Origin of the sequence: Streptomyces sp. NPDC006259 (assembly GCF_042870975.1) — a bacterium.
Lineage (GTDB): Bacteria > Actinomycetota > Actinomycetes > Streptomycetales > Streptomycetaceae > Streptomyces.
Map to the genome: position 1 here is coordinate 25,530 of NZ_JBIAHY010000007.1, position 19,306 is coordinate 44,835.

Sequence of the window (19,306 nt, forward strand, 5' to 3'; positions counted from 1 at the left end):
CGTCGGCATGGTGCCACGCTGACCTTGTCTAGAAGTTTCCTGGTCACCAAGGAGGTAAGACGACTTGTGAATGAGTCGACATTTGCTCCCGGGGGTGGTCAACCAGGAATGCCTACGCGGAGTCCAGGCTCCATGGGGCTCGAGGCTGTCGGCTCCGTCGCTGTCAGAACCTTCGCAGCCCACCAGAGCCAGTCGCACCCCCACACGGCTCTGTCAGCACACCAGAGCATGGATGGCCATCACGTGAACGCCATGGCCGGCGACGGAAGTGGCGCGCCCCGCAACCACTTCGCCGACTACGACGAACTGCCCGAAGGGCACTTCTACGACCCCGACGCCGAGTACGAGCCCGACCCCGAGTACGCGGCCACACTCGCGCCCGACGCTGCCCGCCAGCGCCGCGAGCGCGTGGGCCCGACCGGGCGCCCGCTGCCGTACTTCCCGATCCCGGGACCGCTGACCAACCACGGTCCCGCGACGATCATCGCGATGTGCAACCAGAAGGGCGGCGTCGGCAAGACCACGTCGACCATCAACCTGGGTGCCGCGCTCGCGGAGTACGGACGCCGGGTACTGCTCGTGGACTTCGACCCGCAGGGCGCGCTGTCGGTCGGTCTGGGCGTCAATCCCATGGAGCTGGATCTCACGGTCTACAACCTGCTCATGGAGCGGGGCATGTCGGCCGACGAGGTGCTCCTGAAGACGGCGGTCCCCAACATGGACCTGCTGCCCAGCAACATCGACCTGTCCGCCGCCGAGGTCCAGCTGGTCTCCGAGGTCGCGCGCGAGTCGACCCTCCAGCGGGCCCTGAAGCCGCTGATGGACGACTACGACTACATCGTGATCGACTGCCAGCCCTCGCTCGGCCTGCTCACGGTCAACGCGCTCACCGCCGCCCACAAGGTGATAGTGCCGCTGGAGTGCGAGTTCTTCGCGCTGCGCGGTGTCGCCCTGCTGACGGAGACCATCGAGAAGGTCCAGGAGCGCCTCAACCCGGAGCTGGAACTCGACGGGATCCTGGCGACCATGTACGACTCGCGCACGGTGCACAGCCGTGAGGTGCTCGCGCGGGTCGTGGAGGCCTTCGACGACCACGTGTACCACACGGTCATCGGGCGCACTGTCCGCTTCCCGGAGACCACGGTCGCCGGTGAGCCGATCACCACCTACGCCTCCAACTCCGTCGGTGCCGCCGCCTACCGCCAGCTCGCCAGGGAGGTGCTCGCCCGGTGTCACGCCGAGTGAGTCTGCCGGGGGCCGACGAACTCTTCCGTACGACAGGGGGAATGGCGCTCCAGCCGTCCGCGCCCCGGCGCCCCGCCAACGGCGAGGCCCGGGTACCCGCTCCGGCGGGGGAGAGCGACGGTGCGGCCGGCTCCGCCGGGAACGCGCCGCACGCCGTGCCCGCACAGGGCGGGGACGGCGAGGGCGCCGAACACGCGGCGGCCGACGCCGAGCAGGGCGGCACCCGGGGCACCGGGGAGCGCTCGGGGCCGCGCCAGGGCCCGCAGGAAGGTTCTGCCGCCCAGGGCGACGCCCAGTCGCGCAAGCGCGGACGGGCCTCCGCCCGCCGGCCCAGCGGCCGGGAGCGGCACGACGAGAAGATCACCGTCTACGTGTCCGCCGAGGAACTGATGGACCTGGAGCACGCCCGTCTCGTGCTCCGCGGCGAACACGGGCTCGCGGTCGACCGCGGACGCATCGTCCGCGAGGCGGTCGCGGTCGTCCTCGCCGACCTGGAGAGCCGCGGCGACGCCAGCATCCTCGTACGACGGCTTCGCGGGCGGTAGCGGTAGCCTGCGGGGGCCATGACCTCGAACGATCCCGCCTCCGGCCCCGGCGCACCAGCCGGCCGTCGGCGTGCGCTGGGACGGGGACCGGGACCGGGTACGGCGCCTCCGGGACCGGGTACGGCACCTCCGGGACCGGAGAGGGCCGAGACGGTCGCACCGCAACCACCGCCGGTGCGGGAACCGGTGCCGGCACCGGCACCGCCACAGGAGTCGGCACCCGTCGCCGAGCCTGCCGACAGCCCGCAGGAGCCTGCCGACGGCCCGCAGGAGCCCTCCGAGGGGCCACCGGACTCCTCCGACAGCCCGCAGGAGTCCTCCCAGGATCCGCCGGACTCCTCCGACGGTGTCTTCAAGGTGCGGCTCGCCAACTTCGAGGGCCCCTTCGACCTGCTCCTCCAGTTGATCTCCCGGCACAAGCTGGACGTCACCGAGGTCGCGCTGTCGAAGGTCACCGACGAGTTCATGGCGCACATCCGGGCGATGGGCCCCGACGGGGACCTGGACCAGACGACCGAGTTCCTCGTCGTCGCCGCGACGCTGCTCGACCTGAAGGCGGCCCGCCTGCTGCCCGCCGCCGAGGTCGAGGACGAGGCCGACCTGGCTCTCTTCGAGGCCCGCGACCTGTTGTTCGCCCGGCTGTTGCAGTACCGCGCGTACAAGCGGATCGCCGACATCCTCCAGGAGCGGCTGGAGGTGGAGGCCCGTCGCTACCCGCGGACCGTCGGCCTCGAACCGCACCACGCCGAGCTGCTGCCCGAGGTCGTCATCTCCATCGGCGCGGAGGGTTTCGCGAAGCTGGCGGTCAAGGCGATGCAGCCGCGGCCCAAGCCGCAGGTGTACGTCGACCACATCCACGCCCCCCTGGTCAGCGTGCAGGAGCAGGCCGGGATCGTGGTCGCGCGGCTGCGGCAGCTCGGCGAGACCAGTTTCCGCACGCTCGTCGAGGACGCCGACGACACCCTCACCGTCGTGGCGAGGTTCCTGGCCCTGCTGGAGCTGTACCGGGAGAAGGCCGTCGCCCTCGACCAGGAGACCGCGCTCGGGGAGCTGCTGGTGCGCTGGACCGGTGGCGACGGGGACGACGAGCCGAGGGTGACCGACGAGTTCGACCGGCCGCCGGAGAGGACCGAGGAGGAGGACAAGCCGTGAGCGAGGAGACCCTGGGGGCCCCGGCGGCCCCGGCCGGGCCGCGTGCCGTCGCCGGCCTCGACCTCAAGCCCGCCCTGGAAGCCGTCCTGATGGTCGTGGACGAGCCCGCGACCGAGGAGCACCTCGCCAGGATCGTGGAGCGCCCGCGCCGCCAGGTCGCGGACGCGCTGCGGGAGCTGGCCGACGACTACACCGTGCAGGGGCGCGGCTTCGAGCTGCGGTTCGTCGCGGGAGGCTGGCGGTTCTACACCCGCGCCGAGTACGCCGCGGCCGTCGAGCGGTATGTCCTGGACGGCCAGCAGGCCCGGCTCACCCAGGCCGCGCTGGAGACCCTGGCGGTGGTCGCCTACCGCCAGCCGGTGAGCCGCAGCAGGGTCTCCGCGGTGCGCGGAGTGAACTGCGACGGCGTGATGCGCACCCTCCTCCAGCGCGGTCTGGTCGAGGAGGCGGGCACGGAACCCGAAACAGGTGCGATCCTGTACAGGACGACGAACTACTTCCTGGAGCGGATGGGCCTGCGCGGTCTGGACGAGCTCCCGGAGCTGGCGCCCTTCCTCCCGGAGGCGGAGGCGATCGAGGCCGAGACCCAGGAAGCCGTACCGTCGTTCGATCCGGACGCCCCGGATGCGGACGACGGTCCCACGACGGACACGACGACGACGGAAATCTGATGCGAAGCAGCGGTAGCGGTAGCGGCAAGAGCGGTGGGCGCGGCAACCCCCGCGGTGCCGGCAACAACAGGGGCCAGAAGCCGGGCCAGGGCCGGGGGCAGGGGCAGGGGCAGGGCCGTGGCCAGGGCGGTCGCGGCGGCCAGGGCGAGGCCCCGGGCCGGCCCAGCAGGCCCCGCCCCGAGGAGCGCCGCTACGACGTGGGCCCCGGTGCGTCCCACGAGGGCCCGAAGGCGGGTCGCGGCGGCGCGGCCCGCGGTGGTGCCAAGGGCGGTCCGAAGAAGCCCCAGCAGCGCGGGCCGTCGGTCCCGGCGACCTCGCGCGAGTACGAGACGCGGGCCGAGGAGCGCAACCGCGAGCGGTACGCGGCCAAGAAGGACATCAAGCTGCCCAAGACCTTCCCGGGCGCCGAGCAGGAGGGCGAGCGGATCCAGAAGATCCTCGCGCGCGCCGGCTACGGCTCCCGGCGGGCCTGCGAGGAGCTGATCGAGCAGGCGCGCGTCGAGGTCAACGGCGAGATCGTCCTGGAGCAGGGCAAGCGGGTCGACCCGGAGAAGGACGAGGTCAAGGTCGACGGCCTGACCGTGGCGACGCAGTCGTACCAGTTCTTCTCGCTGAACAAGCCCGCCGGTGTCGTCTCCACGATGGAGGACAACGAGGGCCGGCAGTGCCTCGGCGACTACGTCACCAACCGTGAGACCCGCCTCTTCCACGTCGGCCGGCTCGACACCGAGACCGAGGGCGTCATCCTGCTCACCAACCACGGTGAGCTGGCACACCGGCTGACGCACCCCAAGTACGGCGTGAAGAAGGTCTACCTCGCGCACATCGTGGGCCCGATCCCGCGGGACCTGGGCAAGCGGCTCAAGGACGGCATCCAGCTCGAGGACGGGTACGCGAAGGCGGACCACTTCCGGGTCGTCGAGCAGACCGGCAAGAACTACCTCGTCGAGGTCACCCTCCACGAGGGGCGCAAGCACATCGTGCGCCGGATGCTCGCCGAGGCCGGGTTCCCGGTCGACAAGCTGGTGCGCACGGCCTTCGGCCCGATCACCCTCGGCGACCAGAAGTCGGGCTGGCTGCGCCGGCTGTCGAACACCGAGGTCGGCATGCTGATGCAGGAAGTCGACCTCTAGAGAGCCTCGACGCGTCCGGAGACCTTCGACGGCCTCCGGGGCGGCTTGTGGGAGCGGCCGGTTCCGGATTTTCCGGGCCGGCCGCTTTCTTGTGCCCGGACACCGGCCAGGTTTATAGTCGATACGACTATTAAAGGGGGTGGGCGGGTGCGCGGCTACGACAAGTACGCCTTCGAACCCTTCGCCGTCACCGTGGACCTCGCCGTCCTCACCCTGCGCGCGGGCGCCCTGCACGTCCTGCTCGTCGAGCGCGGGGAGGAGCCGTACCTCGGCCGCTGGGCGCTGCCCGGCGGATTCGTGCTGCCGGACGAGTCCGCCGAGACCGCCGCCCGGCGCGAACTCGCCGAGGAGACCGGCCTCGCCGACGTCTGCGGACTCCACCTGGAGCAACTGCGCACCTACAGCGAACCCGACCGTGACCCGCGGATGCGCGTCGTCTCCGTCGCCTTCGCCGCACTGCTGCCCGACGCGCCCGAACCGCGCGGCGGAGGCGACGCCGCGCAGGCGCGCTGGCTGTCGTACGACGACGCCGGGCCGCTCGCCTTCGACCACGGCCGGATCCTGGCCGACGCCCACCACCGGGTCGGAGCCAAGCTCGAGTACACCTGCCTCGCCACGGCCTTCTGCCCGCCCGAGTTCACCCTCGGCGAGCTGCAACAGGTCTACGAGACGGTCTGGGGCACCGGCCTGGACCGGCCCAACTTCCGCCGCAAGGTGCTGGCCACCCCCGGCTTCGTCGAGCCCGTCCCCGGCGGCGCCGCGCGGCTCACCGGCGGCCGCGGCAAACCGGCGGCCCTCTATCGCGCGGGTACCGCCACCACCCTGCACCCACCCCTGCTGCGACCGCCCCGGGAAGGACGTTCCGCATGACCACCACGACCGTCAGGAAGCGCGCCGCGACGGGGGCCCTGCTGGGCCTCGCGCTGGGGGACGCGCTCGGATTCCCGACCGAGTTCAACGACGTCCCGTCCATTCTCGCCAAGTGCGGGCCCTGGCGGGAGATGGAGCTGCCGAAGCGGGCCTTCGTCTCCGACGACACCCAGATGACGCTGGCCGTCGCGCGGGCCCTGCGCACGGCCATGGACCGCGGGCTGCTCGTGCCGGCCGGGCTGGAGCGGTCGCTGCGCGAGGAGTTAGTGGACTGGTACCGGTCGCCCGAGAACAACCGCGCCCCCGGCCGGACCTGCCTGACCGCCTGCGACCTGCTGAGAGACGAAGGGCGGCGGTGGCAGGACGCCGGCCGGATCGACTCCAAGGGCTGCGGCGCCAACATGCGTGTCGCGCCCCTCGGCCTCGCCCCCGGCCTCAGCGACGAGCAGCGGGCCGGCGCCGCCCAGCTCCAGTCGGGCCTCACCCACGGCCACCCCACCGCGCTCGCCGCCTCCGACCTCACCGCCCACGCCGTACGGCTGCTCGCGCAGGGCGCCGAACCCGCGGGCCTCGTCGGACTGCTGCGGTCGTACGCCCTCGACAACCGGACCCGCTACCACCACCGCTGGCTCGGCGACCTGTGGACCCGCTCCCAGGACCCGACGGCGGAACACTTCATCGCACGGGGCTGGGACGAGTGCCTGGGCGCCCTGGAACGGCTCCGGGAGGCTCTGCGCAGCCCCTCCCCGGAGACGGACCCCTGCCTGGCCACGGGGGAGGGGTGGATCGCCGAGGAGGCGCTGGCGACCGGACTGCTGTGCTTCCTGCTGTTCCCGGACGCCCCGGTCACCGCACTGCGCCGGGCCGCCTGCTCGTCCGGCGACTCCGACTCCGTGGCCTGCCTGGCCGGCACCTTCGCGGGCGCGTACGCCGGGGTCGACGCCTGGCCGACGCCGTGGGCCGACCGGATCGAGTACCAGAGCGAACTGGTCACCCTGGGGGCGCTGTGGGACCACTGAAGCCGCTCACGCCAGCGTGATGGCGTCGCCCTTCACCGCGATCTTCTCGGCGGGCAGCGGCTCGGTCGCCGGGCCGCCCGCCACCGCGCCGTCGGTGATGGAGAAACTGCTCTTGTGGCACGCGCAGTTGATCGTGCCGTCGGCGACGGTCGCGACGACGCAGCCCTGATGCGTGCAGACCGCCGAGAACGCCTTGAAGTCCCCCCGCGCCGGCTGTGTGACGACGACCTTCTCGTCCGGGAAGATCCGGCCGCCGCCGACCGGGATGTCGGTCGTCCGCGCCAGCTCCCGACCGGCGGCGGCGGACGTGCCGGACGGGTCGCCGCCCGCGTCCTGGTCGCCACAGCCGGCGGCGAGCGCCGCCGCGCCCGTCGCGAGGAGAACCGTCCGGCGGGAGGCGGGGAGGGTCATGTCGTCACTCCGGGGTGCGGGAGAAGCAGACGGTGCGTCCGAGGGACAGAGTGGCACAGAACGCGCGACTCGCGCCGGTGGACGTCGGACCGCGCAGCAGAGGCGTCGGCACCGCGCGGGAGGCGTCCCCAGCGCGCGGGAGAGGCGTCTCAGCGGGCGGGCGTGGTGTTCCGGGCCGGGCCGGGCTGACTACGCTGGATGACGAGGAGTCGTCGTCTAGGTGATCGAGGAGCAGCGCCGTGGCGGTACGAGCGGTCCGGGGGGCCGTCCAGCTGGACAAGGACGAGGCCGGACACATGGACGAGCAGGTGGGGGCCCTGCTCACCGCCGTCATGGAGCGGAACGCCCTCGTCGCCGACGACCTGATCAGCATCTGGTTCACGGCCACGCCGGATCTGCACAGCGACTTCCCGGCCGCCGCCGTGCGCAAGCTGGGCATCGTCGACGTGCCGCTGATCTGCGCGCAGGAACTCGACATCCGGGGGGCCATGCCGAGGGTCGTCCGCGTCCTCGCGCACATCGAGTCGGACAGGCGCCGCTCGGAGATCAACCACGTCTACCTCGGCGCCGCGGCCGCCCTGCGCAAGGACATCGCCCAGTGAGGACCGCGCTCGTCATCGGAACCGGGCTCATCGGCACCTCCGCGGCCCTCGCCCTCGCCCAGCGGGGCGTCGTCGTCCACCTGGAGGACCACGACCCCGAGCAGGCCCGTACGGCGGCGGCGCTCGGCGCCGGCACCGACGACGCCCCCCAGGACCCGGTCGACATCGCCATCGTCGCCGCCCCGCCCGCCCATGTGGCCGCCGTCCTCGCCGACGCCATGCGCCGGGGGGTGGCCCGCGGCTACCTCGACGTCGCCAGCGTCAAGGGCGGGCCGCGCCGGGAGCTGGAGGCGCTCGGCCTCGACCTGTCGGCCTACCTCGGCACCCACCCCATGTCCGGCCGCGAGAAGTCCGGCCCGCTGGCCGCGACCGCCGACCTCTTCGAGGGCCGGCCCTGGGTGCTGACGCCCACCCGCGACACCGACACCGAGGTGCTGAACCTCGCCCTGGAACTGGTCTCGCACTGCCGCGCCGTCCCCGTCGTGATGGACGCCGACGCCCACGACCGGGCCGTGGCGCTCGTCTCCCACATGCCCCACCTGGTGTCCAGCATGGTCGCCGCGCGCCTGGCGAACGCCGAGGAGGCCGCCGTACGACTGTGCGGGCAGGGCATCCGGGACGTCACCCGGATCGCCGCCTCCGACCCCCGGATGTGGATCGACATCCTCTCCGCGAACCCGGGGCCGGTCGCCGACCTGCTCGGGGACGTCGCGGCCGACCTCGACGAGACGGTCCGCGCGCTGCGGGCCCTGCAGTCCTCCGACGAGGAGAAGCGGCGCCAGGGCGTCGGCGGCATCGAGGACGTCCTGCGGCGGGGCAACGCCGGTCAGGTGCGGGTCCCCGGCAAGCACGGGTCCGCTCCGCGGTCCTACGAGGTGGTGGCGATTCTCATCGACGACCAGCCGGGCCAGCTCGCCCGCATCTTCGCCGATGCCGGTCGGGCGGGGGTCAACATCGAGGACGTACGCATCGAGCACGCGACGGGACAGCAGGCGGGTCTGGTGCAGCTGATGGTCGAGCCGAAGTCCGCGGTGGCCTTGTCGTCGGCCCTGCGGGAGCGAGGGTGGGCCATCCGGCAGTAGCACCCGGCACGGGTGCGGCCGTTCCCTGGGCGCTGCCGCACCCAGTCCTCCGATGCGGCGCCGCGCGGGTCCCGCCCTCGGATCCCGTCCTCCAAGCCCCGGGAGGTGGCCCCCGGACGGGCTGACGACGCCCGACCGGCGTCGAGAGGCGAGGGCGGGCGGGAGGCCGCGGCCGCCGTCGAGAAGCCGCGGCCGGACGAGTGACCCGTGCCCGGTAACCTTGTGCGGGGCACACTCGCGCCCCGTACACCCACCGCCACGCACCAGGAAGGTGTCCTCCCGTGGAAAACGGCGCCGCCCAGCCCGTGATTGTCGCCATCGACGGTCCGTCCGGCACGGGCAAGTCGAGCACGTCCAAGGCCGTGGCCGCCAAGCTCGGGCTGAGGTACCTGGACACCGGCGCCCAGTACCGGGCGATCACGTGGTGGATGGTCAGCAACGGGATCGACATCGAGGACCCCACGGCGATCGCCGCCGTCGCCGGCAAGCCGGAGATCGTCTCCGGCACCGACCCGGCCAACCCGACGATCACGGTCGACGGCACCGACGTGGCCGGCCCGATCCGCACCCAGGAGGTCACCTCCAAGGTCAGCGCGGTGAGCGCCGTACCCGAGGTGCGGACGCGGATCACCGAGCTTCAGCGGTCGCTGGCGGCCTCCGCCGAACAGGGCATCGTCGTCGAGGGACGTGACATCGGGACGACGGTGCTGCCCGACGCCGACCTGAAAATCTTCCTCACCGCCTCGCCGGAGGCCCGCGCCGCCCGTCGCAGCGGTGAGCTGAAGGGCGCCGACGTGCAAAGCACCCGCGAGGCGCTGATCAAGCGGGACGCCGCCGACTCCTCCCGCAAGACCTCCCCGCTCGCGAAGGCGGACGACGCCGTCGAGGTCGACACCACCGAGCTGACGCTGGCCCAGGTCATCGAGTGCGTGGTCACCCTCGTCGGGGAGAAGCGGGCGGCCAGGTGAGCGAGCTGCCCTCGGAGCGGGGCGCGGAGGTCGGGCGGCGCATCGGCGTCGGCCTGATGTACGGCTTCTGGAAGCCGCGGGTGCTGGGCGCCTGGAAGGTGCCGGCGACCGGTCCGGTGATCTTCGCCGTCAACCACTCCCACAACATCGACGGGCCGATGGTCATGGGCGTGGCGCCCAGACCGACGCACTTCCTGATCAAGAAGGAAGCGTTCATCGGCCCCCTCGACCCCTTCCTGACCGGCATCGGGCAGCTCAAGGTCGACCGGGACACCACCGACCGCAAGGCCATCACCCGCGCGCTGGGCGTGCTGGAGGCGGGCGGGGTCCTCGGGATCTTCCCGGAGGGCACCCGGGGCGAGGGCGACTTCGCCTCCCTGCGCGCGGGGCTCGCCTACTTCGCGGTGCGCAGCGGGGCGGCGATCGTCCCCGTGGCCGTACTGGGAAGCACCGAGCGGCGCGGACGGTTGTTCAAGGCACTGCCCCCGCTGCGCTCCCGCGTCGACGTGGTCTTCGGAGACCCGTTCGAGGCGGGCGACGGCAGCGGGCGGCGTACGCGCAAGGCGCTCGACGAGGCCACGGAGCGCATCCAGAAGCACCTGGCCGCCCACCTGGAACACGCCAGGCGGTTCACCGGCCGGCTGACGGACGAGGGATAGCGGCACAGACGGACCGAAGCACAGACGGACAGCACCACAGACGGACAGCACAACGAAAACGCCGGGCGTCCGGGCGGGCACTGGGCGACACTGAGTAGTGGATCAAACCGCCGAAAACGGGTGCTCCACCGATCACCACGAATGAACGCAGAGGTACGGACTTCATGAACGACCAGATCCAGCCCGACGGCTCGGACTCCTTCGAGCACGATCACGGGGCGCTCGGCGACGCCGAGTACGCGGAGTTCATGGAGCTCGCCGCGGTCGAGGGCTTCGACGCCGAGGACGTCGAGGGGGCGATCGAGGCCGCCGGGCACGGACCGCTGCCGGTCCTCGCCGTCGTCGGCCGCCCCAACGTCGGCAAGTCGACCCTCGTCAACCGGATCATCGGGCGACGCGAGGCCGTCGTCGAGGACAAGCCCGGCGTCACCCGCGACCGTGTCACCTACGAGGCCGAGTGGGCGGGCCGCCGTTTCAAGGTCGTCGACACCGGTGGCTGGGAGCAGGACGTCCTCGGCATCGACGCCTCCGTGGCCGCGCAGGCCGAGTACGCGATCGAGGCCGCCGACGCCGTCGTGTTCGTCGTCGACGCCAAGGTCGGCGCCACCGACACCGACGAGGCGGTCGTACGACTGCTGCGCAAGGCCGGCAAGCCCGTCGTGCTCGCGGCCAACAAGGTGGACGGCCAGAGCGGCGAGGCGGACGCGGCCTACCTGTGGGCCCTGGGCCTGGGCGAGCCCCACCCGGTCTCCGCGCTGCACGGCCGCGGCACCGGCGACATGCTGGACGCCGTCCTGGAGGCGCTGCCGGAGGCGCCCGCGCAGACCTTCGGCACGGCGGTCGGCGGCCCGCGCCGGATCGCCCTCATCGGCCGCCCGAACGTCGGCAAGTCCTCGCTGCTGAACAAGGTGGCCGGCGAGGAGCGCGTCGTCGTCAACGAGATCGCCGGCACCACCCGCGACCCGGTCGACGAGCTGATCGAACTCGGCGGCGTCACCTGGAAGTTCGTCGACACGGCCGGCATCCGCAAGCGGGTCCACCTCCAGCAGGGCGCCGACTACTACGCCTCGCTGCGCACCGCGGCCGCGGTGGAGAAGGCCGAGGTGGCGGTCATCCTGATCGACGCGTCCGAGTCGATCTCCGTGCAGGACCAGCGGATCGTCACCATGGCGGTCGATGCGGGCCGCGCGATCGTCCTCGCCTTCAACAAGTGGGACACCCTCGACGAGGAGCGCCGCTACTACCTGGAGCGGGAGATCGAGACCGAGCTGGCCCAGGTGGCGTGGGCGCCTCGGGTGAACGTCTCGGCGCGCACCGGACGGCACATGGAGAAGCTGGTCCCGGCCATCGAGACGGCCCTGACCGGCTGGGAGACCCGCGTCCCCACGGGCCGGCTGAACGCCTTCCTCGGTGAGCTGGTCTCGGCCCACCCGCACCCGATCCGGGGCGGCAAGCAGCCGCGCATCCTCTTCGGCACCCAGGCCGGCACCAAGCCGCCGCGGTTCGTGCTGTTCGCCTCCGGCTTCATCGAGGCGGGCTACCGGCGCTTCGTCGAGCGCCGACTGCGCGAGGAGTTCGCCTTCGACGGCACGCCGATCCACATCTCGGTGCGGGTGCGGGAGAAGCGCGGTAAGAAGAAGTGACCTGACGACGACACGGCCGGAGGGCGGCACCCACTGCGGGTGCCGCCCTCCGGCCGTGTCGTCGTCAGCAGTGTGCCTCAGCCGCTCCGCCGGGGCGCCGGGGGCAGGGCCGCGGGGACGTGGTGCATCCCGGTGGGCGTGTGCGGCTGCCCGAGCGGGCCGACCCGCTGCCACTGCGGTGGCGACTGCGCCGGTGACTGCGGCTGCGCCTGCGACCGGGCTGGGGCCTGCGACGGCTGGCCGAGCCGTGCGGTCTGCGCGCCCGCGCTGTAGGCGCTGTAGGAACTGCTGAACGACCCCGGCCGCGGCACCGTGTACGACCCCGTGCCGTGCGGGATGTTCCCGAAGGCGGTGAACCCCAGTTCGTCCTCGCCGCTGCGGTCACCCGGCAGCGAGCGGAACGACTTGACGTACTCGGCGTAGAGCGCGTCGTAGATCGGCGTGGCCGATGGGCCGCCCTGGGAGTCCTGGGCCGGTCGCGCGGACGGGATCGGGTAGGGCTGGCGGCGGGGAACGTCGTAGGTGTGCACGTATGTCCAAACGACGTGTGAGGTCGGGGGATGCGGCCGGTGCCCGGCGTTCGGGAGCGCGGGTCACGGCCCGCGGCCCCGCCGTCCGGGCTCAGGTTCCGGCGAGGGGCAGTGCCGCCCCGACCAGCTTTCCGTTCGCCGCCGCCTTGTCCAGCGCGCCCCGGAGCAGGTCCTCCCTGGGCTGGCGGCCGATCGAGCCCACCGGTGCCGCGAACATCAGCACCTGCTGGTGCTTGTTGGCGGCGGCCCGCCAGCCGTCCGTCACCTGCAACGGCTGGTGGGCCTGCCACCAGGCCACCGGCTGCCCGCCGTTGACCGAGGGCTGGAGCACCGCGTGCAGCTGGCCCGCCGCCAGCAGCACGGACCAGCCGTGCTGCACCGGAGGCACCTCGGACAGCTCGGACAGGGGCATGAAGCCCTGTTCGATGAGGAGCGGCAGGAAGTCGTCGCCGATGTCGGTGGCGCCGGGCCGCACGATGGGCGCGGTCGGCTCGACCACCAGGGCCGGGTGCAGCTCCCCGGAGATCAGGACCAGGCCACTGGTCACGCCGAGCACCGCCTGCTCGGGGACGACCTTGTCGGGGTCCAGGTCGACGGTGTCACCGCTGATGGAGCGCACGGCGCCCTGGAGCTGCTCCTCCGTGACCTGGACGATCTGCGAGGGCAGGCAGGAGGCGTGGGCGAAGGCGAGGACGGCGGTCTCGTCCCCGATGAACAGGACGGTGCTGGTGCGCTCGTGGTCGGAGTCGCCCGGGGTGCGGCAGGAGGTGCAGTCGTAACTGCCCGGGGTGTTCTCTCCGGCGAGCAGCCGGTCGGCTTCTTCGGCGCCGATCTCGGCGCGTACCTCGTCGCTGACGTCGAGCATGCGCGGCACGGGTGACTCCCTCGGATGCGGTGCGTGGGCGGGCCGGGTGGCTCCCCGGCTCATGCAGAGGACAACGGGCGAGTCGCGGTGGGGGTCACGCTGAACGGCGAAGCGAATCGAACCGGTCCGGGCGCACGGTCACGAGAGGTGCGCAATCGGCCACTCGACGCCAAAGAACGGGCAGGTCACGGAAGTTGGTTGCGTGAGCTGGAGAGCGGCCCATCGGGTGGTGGTCGACAATTGAGGCAATCGAGGAGGAAGTAGGCGTCCGGGATGCGTTGATACCGCGTTGACACCGGTGGTGACGGTGACTGGTCCGGGGTGGCGGCCAGTTCTTTGATGGCGAGCCGTCCGAGACGCTGGATCGCTCGGCGGGTGCGGCGGGCACCGCCCGGGTCCGTCCGCCGGCCGCGCACGGCCGGACAGCGCGCGGTACCACCGCCGCCGAGGGTCGAGGCGGGTTGCGACGACCGCGTTCCCGCGTGGCGGCGCGCTCCGCTCCCTAGGCCGCCCGTGCTCCTTCGGCAGCCGCCGCGGGGACCGCGCCACCGGCTCGGAGCGTTCAGGCCGGACGCCGTGGACTCCGAGCGGATGCGGGGCGGCGCGGTGAGTCTCGCCGGGGCGGCGCGCGGGCGGTCCGTCGTCGGGGTGGTCGGCCAGTCGACGGCCACCCGGCCCCGCCGCCTCGTCCATGGGCACACCGCCGCCGCCGTACGGTCTGCTCACCCCGCATGCCTCACTCGCGCCCTCTTCGCCGGCTCCTCCTTCCCGCCTCGCCCCTCGCGCCGCCTCCGTCGGCCGCCGTGCCGCACGGGTGACCGCGAGCCGCGGCCACGGCGCTCGCGCCGCCACGCGCCCGACGGACGGGCGGACGGGCGGAGGTTGTGTGGGGGAACCGTGGAATTCCTATGAGTGTTCGGTCCCGGCAGGCTCCTGCGGAATGGGAATGGAGCGGGGTCCGGGAACGGCTCTGGGGCCCTTTCGGCGGGGTAAGGGAAAGGGCCGGGCCTCCACGGGGAAATGGCGACCGAATAGGCGCGGAAGGCGTACGGAACCGCTCGTTCGTGTGACGGAGTCGGGCCGAAACGCGTGTCGTGATCCTGTGACAGAAGTGTGACCGTAGTGATCCACATCTCCCGTTCGGGGTTCCCGGAACGGCTGTGCCGCCCTAGCGTTGCGGGTATGGCACCGATTCCCACTCCGCCTGCGGAGCCCCAGGACAGTCCGGACGGATACGTCGGCCTCGAGAGCGGCAGGGCCGAGCGGCTCGCCCGTGAGCGGGGATGGTCGACGGTGCGCTCGCTGGCGCCCGGGACGGTCATCACCATGGAGTACCGCGCGGGTCGGCTCAACTTCGAGGTGCGCGAAGGACAGGTGACGCGGGCCTGGAAGGGCTGAGGTGCCGCGGGGCCGGGCGGGTGCGTACCGGCGGGCCCCGCGGGCCGGTCAGCCGCCTGTCAGGGGGCGGGCCGCCGAGGTGGTGGAGCCGTGCGGAAGCCGGTCCGCGTGCGGCGGACGGCGGCTGCCGACCGGGGTGACGGGCGCGCGCTCCGCGCGGGCCGTGTGCGGACCGGGGGCGAGGTGGACCGGCGCTCTGGGCGGGCGGGGCGCCGCCTCGTGGGCCGCGATCGTCTCGTCCTGCTGACCGGCCGAGGCGCGCTGCTTGAGCGGCACGGCCACCGGGACCGGGACCGGGGTCGGCACGGGCACCGCACCGGCGCGGCGGTCGCGCAGACGGTCGCGCAGGGTGAAGATCCAGGCCTCGGTGCGGGCGATCAGCGGCTCGCACCAGGGCAGTCCCAGCAGGATCAGCAGGCCGGCGGCCCAGCCGAGGATCACGTCGCTCAGCCAGTGCGTACCGAGGTAGACCGTGGCCAGGCCGACGCCGAGCGAGGTCACCGCGGAGAGGGCGGACAGCCAGCGCCTCGCTCGCGGGGTGGAGGCCAGATACGCGAGGATTCCCCAGGTCACCACCGCGTTGGCGGTGTGGCCGCTGGGAAATATATCGCCGCCCAGACCCATCTCGTTCGAGCCGATGGCGGTGGCGTAATGCGGTCCGAGACGGCCCATGCCGATCTTGGCGGCGCCCACCGTGATGTTCAGCAGCAGCAGTGACGCACCGAGCGTGAGCAGCGGCCGCAGGGTGTGCTGGCGCCAGGATCTCCAGCCGAGCCAGGCGCAGACCATGACGGCGGTGGGCCCGCGCTGGCCGAGGACCACGTAGTAGTCGACGAACCAGTGGATCTCGGACCACTGCTGGTACGGCCGGAAGAACATGACCTGCCAGTCGAGGCGGACCAGCCACGAGGTGGTCACCACGAGCCACACGATGGCCAGGTAGAAGGCCAGGGTCGCCGAGAACAGCGCGACCCGGTGCCTGCTCATCTGCGGCACATCGATGTGGGCCGGCCGTTCAGGCTCGCGGTCGAGCCTTGCGAACACCCGGTCCAGACGGGTGAGGTTTTGTTCGGTACGCACCCAATCGACGTTACAGCGAGTGAGTGCAGTTCCCTGCCGAATCCACGGCTTTGTGATGACGATGTGATGTGGGATTGCTCTCAGAAGGGTGCCTATTCCTCCGGATTCCGCAATCACCTGGCACGGTTCCCTTCAATTCCTTTGATCATTCCGGGGCTGGTTTTGGCTGACTTATGAATGCGTTCACCGAATGCACGGGCGCCATTCCCGGTCGGCTCACCGGTCAGCCGGACGGGTCAGGGCGGACCGGAACCGTTCAGCCACCACGCCCCGTAGACGGCCGAAGCGAGGGCGAGACCGCCGGCGACCAGCGCCGATCGCCGGGGCCGCGCCCTGGCGAGGGCCTGGGCGAGCGGGAACAGCAGCGGGAAGGCGGGGAGCAGCAGGCGCGGTTTCGAGCCGAAGTAGCTCGAGGCGCACAGGGCGAGCGCGAGGACGATCCCCGTGTAGACCAGCAGGGGGAGCGGCTGGCGCGCGCGGACACCGGCGACGTACAGCCGGATCAGCAGGACGACTCCGATGATCAGGGCGAGACCGGCGAAGGCCGACGGAATTGACGTGAACTTGTCGATGACGAATCGGGCGAAGGCGTACCCGCCGTCGAATCCGTTGCGCCAGCCCGCCTGGACGTCGAGGTAGCCGAGCGGACCCCGCCCCGTGTGGTGGCCGACCCAGAGGACATAGCCGGCGGCGCCCAGGGGGGCGAGGAGAAGACCGAGGGCGCGGGCGGCGGCGTGCGCGCCCCCTCGCTCGTCCTCCACGCCCTGGTTGGCGCCCTCGCGCCGGTCGGTCCGGAGCCGGGGGGCGCGTACATCCGCCGGCGCGCTCCCTTCGGGCGCCGTGTTCCGCTCCCGCCCGAACGAGACCATGCCCGCCACCCACACCGCCGCCACCACGGCCAGCCCCACCGGGCGGGTCAGCCCCGCCAGCGACGCCAGCAGACCCGCGGTCACCCACCGGCCGGTGAGGACGGCGTACAGCGACCAGGCGGCCAGCGCCGTGAACAGCGACTCGCTGTACGCCATCGACTGCACGATCCCGACCGGCAGTACGGCCCACAGCAGGACCGCGCACACCCCGGCCCGCCGCCCGTGGAGAAGGTCGGCGACCGCGAAGATCCCCCAGGCCGCGGCGAGCGAGGCGACCAGGGAGACGGCGAGACCGGCGTCGGCGTACGACAGGGGCGTCACGGCCGCGACCAGACGCTCCAGCCACGGCAGCAGCGGGAAGAAGGCCAGGTTGGAGTGGACGTCGCCGTTGGGCAGGCGCACCTCGTAGCCGTAGCCCAGCTCCGCCACCCGCGTGTACCACAAGGAGTCCCAGCGGGCCGTCAACAACGTGTACGCGCTCTTGTCCCGCGCGGCGCTCCACACGGCGAGGGCGAGCAGCCCCAGGGCGCGCACGGCCGCGTAGCCCAGCAGGGCGGGGGCCGCCCGGCGCAGGGTGGCGGGGCCGGCGGGCGGCGCCGCGCGGGTCTCTGGATCGGTCACCGGGCGATTATCGGCGGGGGCCGGAAGCGGAGGGTGCGCCGGGGTACGACGGGCCGTGAGCGGAGTGGTGCACGCCACATGGTCGGCCGGAGACCGTGAGAGGTCCGCCACGTGGACGACGCACGAACTCGCGTACGCTGCGTGTCACTCGTCGTTCGTCGCGCGGGCCGGAGACCACCGCTCCTCTCCGGCCGAGCCCCGGGGAGTCCCCACCCCCGCGAGCCCGCCGAACCCGGGGAAACTCTGGGAGGTACGTTCATGTCCGGGACGACCACGGCCGCCGTTCGGCTGCGCCGTCGGGCGGCCGGGGCCGGTGCCGACCGCTGGGTCGTGCTGGTGGTGCTGTGCGTCAGCCTGCTCCTGGTCGCCGTCGACGCCACCGTGCTGCATGTGGCGGTGCCCGCCGTCACCGAGGACCTGCGGCCCGACGCGATCGAACTGCTCTGGATCGTCGACACCTATCCGCTGGTCTGCGCCTCGCTGCTGATCCTCTTCGGCACGCTCGGCGACAGGATCGGCCGTCGAAGAGTGCTCCTGCTCGGTTACACGCTGTTCGGCGTGGCCTCGGCGATGGCGGCGTTCGCCGGGAGCGCCGAGATGCTCGTCGTCGCGCGGGCGCTGCTCGGCGTGGGCGGCGCGATGATCATGCCCGCGACGCTGTCGATCCTGCGCCAGGTCTTCCCCGACCGGCGCGAGCGGGCGCTGGCGATCGGCATCTGGAGCGCGGTGGCCGCGGTCGGCGCGGCGATCGGTCCGCTGCTCGGCGGCTTCCTCCTGGAGCACTTCTGGTGGGGGTCGGTCTTCCTCGTCAACATCCCGCTGATGCTGGTCAGCCTGCCGGTCGGGCGGCTGCTGCTGCCCGAGTCGAAGGGCGCCGGGCAGGGGCCGTGGGACGTCGTGGGCGCGCTGATGGCCGCCGCCGGACTGTTCGCCGCCGTCCTGGGCGTGAAGCGGCTGGGCGCCGGCGACCTGGGCCCGTCCACCCTGGGGCCGCTGGCCGTGGGCGCGCTGCTGGTCGTCCTGTTCGTCCGCCGACAGCGGCGCCGCGCGCATCCGCTGGTGGACCTGCGGATGTTCGCGCGGCCCGCGTTCAGCACGGCGGTGGGGTGCATCGTGCTGGCGATGCTGGCGCTGGTGGGTCTGGAACTGATCGCGGCGCAGTACCTCCAGCTGGTGCTGGACCTGTCCCCGCTGGAGACGGGGCTACGGCTGCTGCCGCTGACCTTCGCGGCGATGGCGGCCGGGCTCGCCGGGGCGCGGCTGCTGCGACGGTTCGGGCCGCGGCGGACGGTGTGCGCCGGGTTCTGCCTCACGGCCGCCGCGGTCCTCACGCTGACCGTGATGGGCCGGTCGGACAACGCCGGGCTGCTGCTGGCCGGCTTCCTGCTGCTGGGGTTCGGGCTGGAGACCACGCTGTTCGGGGCGTACGAGTCGATGCTGAGCGAGGCCCCGCCGGAGCAGGCGGGCGGGGCGGCGGCGATCGGCGAGACGTCGTACCAGCTGGGGGCCGGGATCGGGATCGCGCTGCTGGGCAGTGTGATGAACGCGGCCTACGCGCCGGGGCTGTCGTCGGTGCCGGGCGTGCCGGCCGCGGCGTCGGCCGCGGCGGGGAACTCGCTGGGCGAGGCCTACGAGGTCGCCGGGCGGCTCGGCGGGCCGGCCGGGGAGGCGCTGCGGCGCACGGCCCGGGACTGCTTCGTGCACGGACTGCATGTGACGCTGGTGGTGAGCGCGGGGCTGTTGCTGCTGGGCGCGGCGATGGCGTTGCGGCTGCCGCGGGTGATGCAGTGCGAGGCCCCCGCGGTGGAGCTGCCCTCGCCCCGGGAGGCCGTGCAGTCGCGGGTCTCGGCCTGACAGCCGTTCCTCTCCCACCCGGGGCGTCGCCCGTGCGGCCCCGACACCGCCGGCGGCTCTCCGGGTGGCGGGGGGAGTGGGGGCTGGAC

Annotated in this window: 19 protein-coding genes; 14 read left to right on the forward strand and 5 right to left on the reverse strand. The window is 72.7% G+C overall.

Translation table 11 applies throughout. The features are described from left to right. The first annotated feature begins 108 nt into the window (after positions 1-108). The 7 genes from ACFYO5_RS27840 to ACFYO5_RS27870 all read left to right on the forward strand — a co-directional run bounded on the left by ACFYO5_RS27840 (position 109) and on the right by ACFYO5_RS27870 (position 6,635). Entirely contained in the window at positions 109-1,245 is a 1,137-nt protein-coding gene (locus ACFYO5_RS27840) for a ParA family protein (RefSeq protein ID WP_388713769.1), read from the forward strand. Beyond that, the gene (locus ACFYO5_RS27845; protein WP_388713772.1) at positions 1,230-1,790 is read left to right on the forward strand and encodes a hypothetical protein; all 561 of its coding nucleotides are present in this window, start codon (positions 1,230-1,232) and stop codon (positions 1,788-1,790) included. The genes ACFYO5_RS27840 and ACFYO5_RS27845 overlap by 16 nt, the downstream gene beginning before the upstream one ends. Positions 1,791-1,808: 18 nt before the next feature. After that, entirely contained in the window at positions 1,809-2,942 is a 1,134-nt protein-coding gene (locus ACFYO5_RS27850; RefSeq protein ID WP_388713775.1) for a segregation/condensation protein A, read from the forward strand. After that, a complete protein-coding gene (gene scpB, locus ACFYO5_RS27855; RefSeq protein WP_356563593.1) occupies positions 2,939-3,613 on the forward strand; it encodes an SMC-Scp complex subunit ScpB in 675 nt (224 codons plus the stop codon). Before ACFYO5_RS27850 ends, scpB begins: the two co-directional genes overlap by 4 nt. Further along, the gene (locus ACFYO5_RS27860) at positions 3,613-4,746 is read left to right on the forward strand and encodes a pseudouridine synthase (RefSeq protein WP_356563591.1); all 1,134 of its coding nucleotides are present in this window, start codon (positions 3,613-3,615) and stop codon (positions 4,744-4,746) included. Before scpB ends, ACFYO5_RS27860 begins: the two co-directional genes overlap by 1 nt. A gap of 147 nt (positions 4,747-4,893) precedes the next feature. Further along, entirely contained in the window at positions 4,894-5,616 is a 723-nt protein-coding gene (locus ACFYO5_RS27865; protein ID WP_388713779.1) for an NUDIX domain-containing protein, read from the forward strand. Then, positions 5,613-6,635, forward strand: a complete 1,023-nt coding sequence (locus tag ACFYO5_RS27870; RefSeq protein WP_388713781.1) for an ADP-ribosylglycohydrolase family protein — start codon at positions 5,613-5,615, stop codon at positions 6,633-6,635. The genes ACFYO5_RS27865 and ACFYO5_RS27870 overlap by 4 nt, the downstream gene beginning before the upstream one ends. Before the next feature lie 6 nt (positions 6,636-6,641). Here the strand turns inward: ACFYO5_RS27870 and ACFYO5_RS27875 are convergent, their stop codons facing one another. Then, a complete protein-coding gene (locus tag ACFYO5_RS27875) occupies positions 6,642-7,046 on the reverse strand; it encodes a Rieske (2Fe-2S) protein (protein ID WP_388713783.1) in 405 nt (134 codons plus the stop codon). A gap of 239 nt (positions 7,047-7,285) precedes the next feature. On the opposite strand from ACFYO5_RS27875, the gene aroH reads away from it, so the two are divergent. The 5 genes from aroH to der all read left to right on the forward strand — a co-directional run bounded on the left by aroH (position 7,286) and on the right by der (position 12,000). Then, entirely contained in the window at positions 7,286-7,648 is a 363-nt protein-coding gene (aroH, locus tag ACFYO5_RS27880) for a chorismate mutase (RefSeq protein ID WP_356563583.1), read from the forward strand. Beyond that, a complete protein-coding gene (locus ACFYO5_RS27885) occupies positions 7,645-8,730 on the forward strand; it encodes a prephenate dehydrogenase (protein ID WP_356563581.1) in 1,086 nt (361 codons plus the stop codon). Before aroH ends, ACFYO5_RS27885 begins: the two co-directional genes overlap by 4 nt. 281 nt (positions 8,731-9,011) lie before the next feature. Beyond that, on the forward strand, positions 9,012-9,698 hold the full coding sequence (gene cmk / locus ACFYO5_RS27890) for a (d)CMP kinase (RefSeq protein WP_388713787.1): 687 nt from the start codon (positions 9,012-9,014) through the stop codon (positions 9,696-9,698). Then, positions 9,695-10,357 (forward strand): lysophospholipid acyltransferase family protein, encoded by a 663-nt coding sequence (locus ACFYO5_RS27895; RefSeq protein WP_356563577.1) that lies wholly within the window; start codon positions 9,695-9,697, stop codon positions 10,355-10,357. The genes cmk and ACFYO5_RS27895 overlap by 4 nt, the downstream gene beginning before the upstream one ends. A gap of 164 nt (positions 10,358-10,521) precedes the next feature. Continuing rightward, complete coding sequence (gene der / locus ACFYO5_RS27900) at positions 10,522-12,000, forward strand: ribosome biogenesis GTPase Der (RefSeq protein WP_356563575.1); 1,479 nt, start codon at positions 10,522-10,524, stop codon at positions 11,998-12,000. Positions 12,001-12,077: 77 nt separating this feature from the next. Here the strand turns inward: der and ACFYO5_RS27905 are convergent, their stop codons facing one another. Further along, complete coding sequence (locus ACFYO5_RS27905) at positions 12,078-12,530, reverse strand: hypothetical protein (RefSeq protein WP_356563573.1); 453 nt, start codon at positions 12,528-12,530, stop codon at positions 12,078-12,080. A 91-nt stretch (positions 12,531-12,621) separates the two neighbouring features. Further along, positions 12,622-13,404 carry a hypothetical protein gene (locus ACFYO5_RS27910; RefSeq protein WP_356563571.1) on the reverse strand — a complete coding sequence of 261 codons (783 nt, stop codon included), beginning with the start codon at positions 13,402-13,404 and terminating at the stop codon, positions 12,622-12,624. 1,173 nt (positions 13,405-14,577) lie between these two features. Here ACFYO5_RS27910 and ACFYO5_RS27915 point away from each other — a divergent pair. Further along, positions 14,578-14,793 (forward strand): I78 family peptidase inhibitor, encoded by a 216-nt coding sequence (locus ACFYO5_RS27915; RefSeq protein ID WP_356563569.1) that lies wholly within the window; start codon positions 14,578-14,580, stop codon positions 14,791-14,793. 48 nt (positions 14,794-14,841) lie between these two features. Here ACFYO5_RS27915 and ACFYO5_RS27920 read toward each other — a convergent pair whose 3' ends face one another. Next, positions 14,842-15,873 (reverse strand): phosphatase PAP2 family protein, encoded by a 1,032-nt coding sequence (locus ACFYO5_RS27920; RefSeq protein WP_388713792.1) that lies wholly within the window; start codon positions 15,871-15,873, stop codon positions 14,842-14,844. A gap of 236 nt (positions 15,874-16,109) precedes the next feature. Further along, positions 16,110-17,363, reverse strand: a complete 1,254-nt coding sequence (locus tag ACFYO5_RS27925; RefSeq protein WP_388713795.1) for a mannosyltransferase family protein — start codon at positions 17,361-17,363, stop codon at positions 16,110-16,112. 258 nt (positions 17,364-17,621) lie between these two features. Between ACFYO5_RS27925 and ACFYO5_RS27930 the strand changes: the two genes are divergently transcribed. Further along, positions 17,622-19,217 carry an MFS transporter gene (locus ACFYO5_RS27930; RefSeq protein WP_388713798.1) on the forward strand — a complete coding sequence of 532 codons (1,596 nt, stop codon included), beginning with the start codon at positions 17,622-17,624 and terminating at the stop codon, positions 19,215-19,217. The last annotated feature ends 89 nt before the right edge of the window (positions 19,218-19,306 follow it).

Coding starts and splice junctions, on each gene's coding strand:
- ACFYO5_RS27850 (WP_388713775.1), top strand. CDS start 1,809: ATGACCTCGAACGATCCCGCCTCCGGCCCCGGCGCACCAGCCGGCCGT.
- ACFYO5_RS27930 (WP_388713798.1), top strand. CDS start 17,622: ATGTCCGGGACGACCACGGCCGCCGTTCGGCTGCGCCGTCGGGCGGCC.
- ACFYO5_RS27840 (WP_388713769.1), top strand. CDS start 109: ATGCCTACGCGGAGTCCAGGCTCCATGGGGCTCGAGGCTGTCGGCTCC.
- ACFYO5_RS27875 (WP_388713783.1), bottom strand. CDS start 7,046: ATGACCCTCCCCGCCTCCCGCCGGACGGTTCTCCTCGCGACGGGCGCG.
- ACFYO5_RS27915 (WP_356563569.1), top strand. CDS start 14,578: ATGGCACCGATTCCCACTCCGCCTGCGGAGCCCCAGGACAGTCCGGAC.
- der (WP_356563575.1), top strand. CDS start 10,522: ATGAACGACCAGATCCAGCCCGACGGCTCGGACTCCTTCGAGCACGAT.
- ACFYO5_RS27870 (WP_388713781.1), top strand. CDS start 5,613: ATGACCACCACGACCGTCAGGAAGCGCGCCGCGACGGGGGCCCTGCTG.
- ACFYO5_RS27860 (WP_356563591.1), top strand. CDS start 3,613: ATGCGAAGCAGCGGTAGCGGTAGCGGCAAGAGCGGTGGGCGCGGCAAC.